Origin of the sequence: Clostridium sp. (assembly GCF_040797585.1) — a bacterium.
Classification (GTDB): domain Bacteria; phylum Bacillota; class Clostridia; order Clostridiales; family Clostridiaceae; genus Clostridium_Z.
Window position 1 is genome coordinate 1 of the sequence record NZ_JBFNEO010000209.1, and the last position, 4,867, is coordinate 4,867.

5 protein-coding genes are annotated in these 4,867 nt (G+C 29.8%); all 5 read right to left on the bottom strand.

All coding sequences use genetic code 11. The annotated features are described in order from the left end of the window. Window positions 1–640, bottom strand: a 640-nt coding sequence (locus AB2369_RS11375; RefSeq protein WP_367666596.1) for an ABC transporter ATP-binding protein, incomplete at its 3' end; no start/stop codon positions are given. Then, window positions 633–1,508: an ABC transporter permease gene (locus tag AB2369_RS11380; protein WP_367666597.1), complete on the bottom strand. Its 876-nt coding sequence runs from the start codon at window positions 1,506–1,508 to the stop codon at window positions 633–635. The genes AB2369_RS11375 and AB2369_RS11380, both read right to left, overlap by 8 nt. A 1-nt stretch (window position 1,509) precedes the next feature. After that, window positions 1,510–2,511 (bottom strand): ABC transporter substrate-binding protein, encoded by a 1,002-nt coding sequence (locus AB2369_RS11385; protein ID WP_367666598.1) that lies wholly within the window; start codon window positions 2,509–2,511, stop codon window positions 1,510–1,512. A 540-nt stretch (window positions 2,512–3,051) separates the two neighbouring features. After that, window positions 3,052–3,354 (bottom strand): hypothetical protein, encoded by a 303-nt coding sequence (locus AB2369_RS11390; protein WP_367666599.1) that lies wholly within the window; start codon window positions 3,352–3,354, stop codon window positions 3,052–3,054. Window positions 3,355–3,372: 18 nt separating this feature from the next. Beyond that, on the bottom strand, window positions 3,373–4,867 hold a 1,495-nt coding region (locus AB2369_RS11395), incomplete at its 5' end, for a MutS family DNA mismatch repair protein (RefSeq protein ID WP_367666600.1).

A 4,867-nucleotide genomic window follows, 5' to 3' on the forward strand; every position in this document is an offset into this window, starting at 1 on the left:
CTATTGCATGATTTAAATTATGAGTTATCATAATAGTAGTGATTTGTTTTTCTTTGACTATTTTATCCGTAAGTTCTATAATATTTTCTGAAGTTTTAGGGTCTAAAGCTGCTGTATGCTCATCTAAAAGTAGAACCTGTGGTGTTTTCAATGTAGCCATAAGTAAAGAAAGCGCTTGTCTTTGTCCTCCTGACAGCATACCTACCTTTGTGTGAATCTTATCCTCAAGTCCTAGATTTAGTATAGAAAGCTGCTCTTTAAAATCTTCTATCCTTTTTTTATTCACCCCTAAAGAAAAACCAAACCTCTTGCCTTTATTCTCTGCTAAAGATAGATTTTCTAAAATAGTCATAGATGGAGACGTACCCTTTGTTGGATCTTGGAATACCCTAGCTATAAACTTTGAACGTTTATGCTCTTTTAAGGTTGTTATATCCTTTCCTTCTAAGACTATATTACCAGAGTCTACATCTAAAGCACCTGATATTATATTTAAAAGGGTTGATTTTCCTGCTCCGTTACTACCTACAATAGTTATAAAATCACCTTTATTTATTTCTAAGTCAAAATTATTAAAAAGAGTTGTTTCATTTAAGGTTCCCTTATTAAATTTTTTCTCTATAGATTTTATATTAAGCATTTAAATCACCCCTTTTCTTTAAAGAAAATCTAAATTTATTTATTAAAGAGTTATTATTCATAACTATAGCTAGAACAACTATCAATGATGTTATAATCTTTAAATCTGTAGGAGGGAATCCTAGGTTTAAGGCAACCCCTACACTTAACTTATATAATATTGCTCCAATTATAACCACTGTAGTACTTTTTAATAATTTTTCCTTCTTAAATACAGATTGTCCAAGTATTATTGAAGCTAAGGCTATAATTATAAAACCATTTCCCATAGATATATCTGAAAATCTTTGGTATTGTGCCATTATAGCTCCACTTAGAGCCACAAGTCCGTTGGATATCATAAGACCAAGTATTTTTATTGTACCCTTATTTACTCCAAGGGAAGTAACTAGGGCATCATTATCCCCAGTAGCTCTTAGTATAAAACCAAACTTAGTCTTAAATAATATATCCATGAGTATCTTTATAGCTAAAGTTATTAAAGCTAAAATTATTACCATCTCTATATTAACTGAAAATATATTTTTCTTATTAAATATTGGTAAGTTAGCCTTTCCCATTACCCTTAGGTTTATTGAATATAAACCTGTCATAACTAAAATTCCTGACAAAAGATTAGTTATTTTAAATTTCACATGAAGGATTCCAGTAACTAATCCTCCTAGAGCTCCTCCAATAAAAGCAAAAATTAATGATAAAGCTGGGTCCACATCATTTAAAATTAAAGCCGCTGTAATTGCGGCTCCTAAACTAAAGGTTCCATCTACAGATAGATCTGGAAAATCTAATATACTGTAAGTTATATATACTCCTAAAGCTCCTATAGCAAAAATAAGTCCCTGCTCTAAAACTCCCATAAAGAAGGTCATATTAATTCCCCCCCTTTATAAGCTTTGCCTTTTTCATTACCTCCTGAGGAATCTCTATTGAAAGCTTATTTAATGTATCTTCATTTATAACAAGCTCAGTATCCTCTGAGTTCTTTATTGACATATCTTCTATATTCTTTCCTTCTATAACATCTACAGCCATAAGTCCTGCTTCAAATCCAAGCTTTTTGTAATTAACACCTTCTGTAATTAAAGCTCCCCCTTTAACGTGAGCTTCCTCTGCCCCCATTATTGGAACTTTCTTTTCTAATGCTTTTGAAGCTATTAATGGCATAGATGAAGCTACCATATTATCTGCTGGAGTGTATAATACATCTATTTTATCTAAAATTGAATCTAGTCCTTGACTTATATCATTTACGCTGTTTACTCCCTTTTCAATAACTTCTATATTCATCTCTTTAGCTAATTCTTTTAAGTTATTTACTTGGATTTCAGAGTTTACTTCACTAGTATTGTATAAAACTCCTATGGTTTTTACATCCTTAAATACTTCTTTTACAAGTTTTAATTGCTTATCTATAGGAACTGCATCACTAGTACCTGCAACGTTGGTTCCTGATTTATCCTTTGATTCTACAAGACCTGACTTAACTGCATCTGTTACAGCTGTAGTTATAATTGGAATATCTTTTGTTGTATTAAAAGCAGCCTGTGCCGCTGGAGTTGCAATAGCAAATATTAAATCCTGCTTATTTGATACAAAGCTTTGGGCTATCATCTGAGAAGTAGCAATATCTCCTTCTGCATTTTGAACTTCTATGTTAAGATTCTCTCCCTCTTTAAATCCTTTAGAATTTAAAGCTTCTATAAACCCTTCCCTAGCTAAGTCTAAAGCTGGATGAGATGCTATTTGTGATATACCAATATTCACTATTTTGTCCTTTGACAAGGTCTCACCTGATCCTTTTGTACATGCTGCAAATAAAGACATGCTCACTAGAATTGAACTTAATAATAAAATTGATTTTTTTCCTACCATACTACCATCCTCCTAATATTTATTTTTATTTTGTATATGGTATATTAAAACAAAGCTTTATCTTTGTTTATTTTTATATCTTAAATTAAAATTTTCTACAAAATCAATAAAGCCCTCTCCAATAGTTACATGGAGAGGGCTATTTTAAACGCAAAATATCTACCTACTTAAATCTATATCTCCTACTTAACTACTGTACTACTATTTTTTATAATCCTAACTTCACTATGACTTTATTAAATCTATAGCAAAGATTTACTTATAATATTCTATTTTAATAAAATAACCTAACACGCTATTAAGCTATAATATATTACACAAAATTTAAAACTACTGTACTTTTTTCTGTACTCCTACTATGCTTCTACTATCCTTCTAAGCTAAACGCTTTTACCAATTAGATTAATCCTACTACTATCATCACAATTATACTAAAACTACTATACTTCTAAATTATGATGATATAAACTACTGTTTTTCTTGATAAAGTGAATTATACATATTTTTTTTATCTATGTCAACCATATTATTATTTTAATACTATAATTTATTTTCATCATGACATAATATATATATTATTTTATCATATTGCATTGCTATACATAGTAAAAAAAGAGCTAAGGATATTATAAGATTTTTCCAAAGAAATAGGTTTATGAAGGATACTATAAGACATAGTATTTCTATAAATAAAACATAGGTCAAAGCTATTGCCTTATTATTTTTTTCTTCCCCTTCTTTTACTTTTCTAAGGTAACTAAATTTTATAACTAACCTAACAATAGCAAAAATGCATAGAATAATAGTTATGATAGTTATATACTTATAAATTATACTATCCAAGCCGATTCCCTCCAGTTTTTACTCTATCTCAATACCTGCCATCTTCATTAAATAAAGTGCATTTTGGGTTTGAGATACTCCACTTCTTAGTTTATAATCAAACTTTATCTCATTATTTTCAAAGAATTCCCTAAAGTTATAGTTCTTAATCTTTGGATTTATACTCTCCATAGCTGAAAGCTCCAAATCATGGGTAGAAACAAGACCTAAGGTATGTTTTTTTATAAGCTGACTTATAAGAATTTCAGCTCCCTTATGTCTATCCTTTGAATTGGTTCCTTTAAATATTTCATCTAAAAGGAAAAATACACTTTCTCCTCTTTTACATGCTTCTACTACCCTTTTTACCTTTAGTATCTCTGCATAAAAAGAAGATATGCTCTTTTCTAAATTGTCTCCCGTCCTCATACATGTATATATATTCATTTTACTACAAATGAAATTATGTGAACGAACTGGTGCTCCTGCATAAGCTAAAACTAAATTTATACCTATGGTCCTTAAATAAGTACTTTTTCCTGACATATTAGATCCTGTTATAAGCCAAAGGGTACTCTTGTCATTTAAATCTATATAATTTTCTACCGCCCTTTCTCCTATTAAAGGATGGGCTATATTCTCCCCTTTTAGTACTCTATCCTCGCTAAAGTTTGCCATAGAATATCCCTGTAAGTCACTTATTAAAGAAGTATAACAACTAAGTTCTTCAAAATCGCCTATAACCTCTAAGGCTTTTTCTATATTTTTGCCCCATTGCTTTTTTATATTATTTAACTTAGCATAGTAATGATAATCTAAAAGTAAAAACGCATTTAAAATTAAATAAACAGCGTTCTGTCTGTTTTTTAATGACTCAGATACATTATAAAGTTCATTCATTCCTTGGTATAATGATTTATTATTAGATTTTAGTGCATCTTTATACTCTTTTAAAATCTCACTTTTATAGTTTCTTCTTTCTATAAGCCTTATTATTTCCTTATAAGCATAGAGACTTTTATTTTGCTCAGCAATTATCTTAAATACCTCTTGCCTTTTTTTCTTATTCATTTGAAGAATTAAAAGCTGTAGAATAAGAAGAAGTTCTGGAACAAAATAAGGTATCCTCTTTAGTCCAAATCCTAGTATAAAGCTTATAACTGTAACCCCACTTATAATAGCTAAAAATATATTATTACCCTTAACTAATTCTTCTACAGGGCTATTTCCAAAATTAATCAGATCTTTATAATGCTTTAATCTATCCTCATATACCCTTGCCTTTCCATGAAGTCTTTCCCTAAACATATTTGCCTTAGAAAGTTCTAAAACTCCTTGTTGTTTTCTTAGTATCTCTTCCTTACTAAGGTTTTTTTCTCCTTTAAGAGATTTACCTAGATTCTCTCTTCCCTTAGGAGTCATTGGCATAGCTAAAAATTGATAAAGAGATCCCTTTCCAAAGATATCAAGATCATCTAAATAAGGATGCTCCTCTTCCTTAAACTCTTCTCCTAAATCCTTAAAACCTATATAT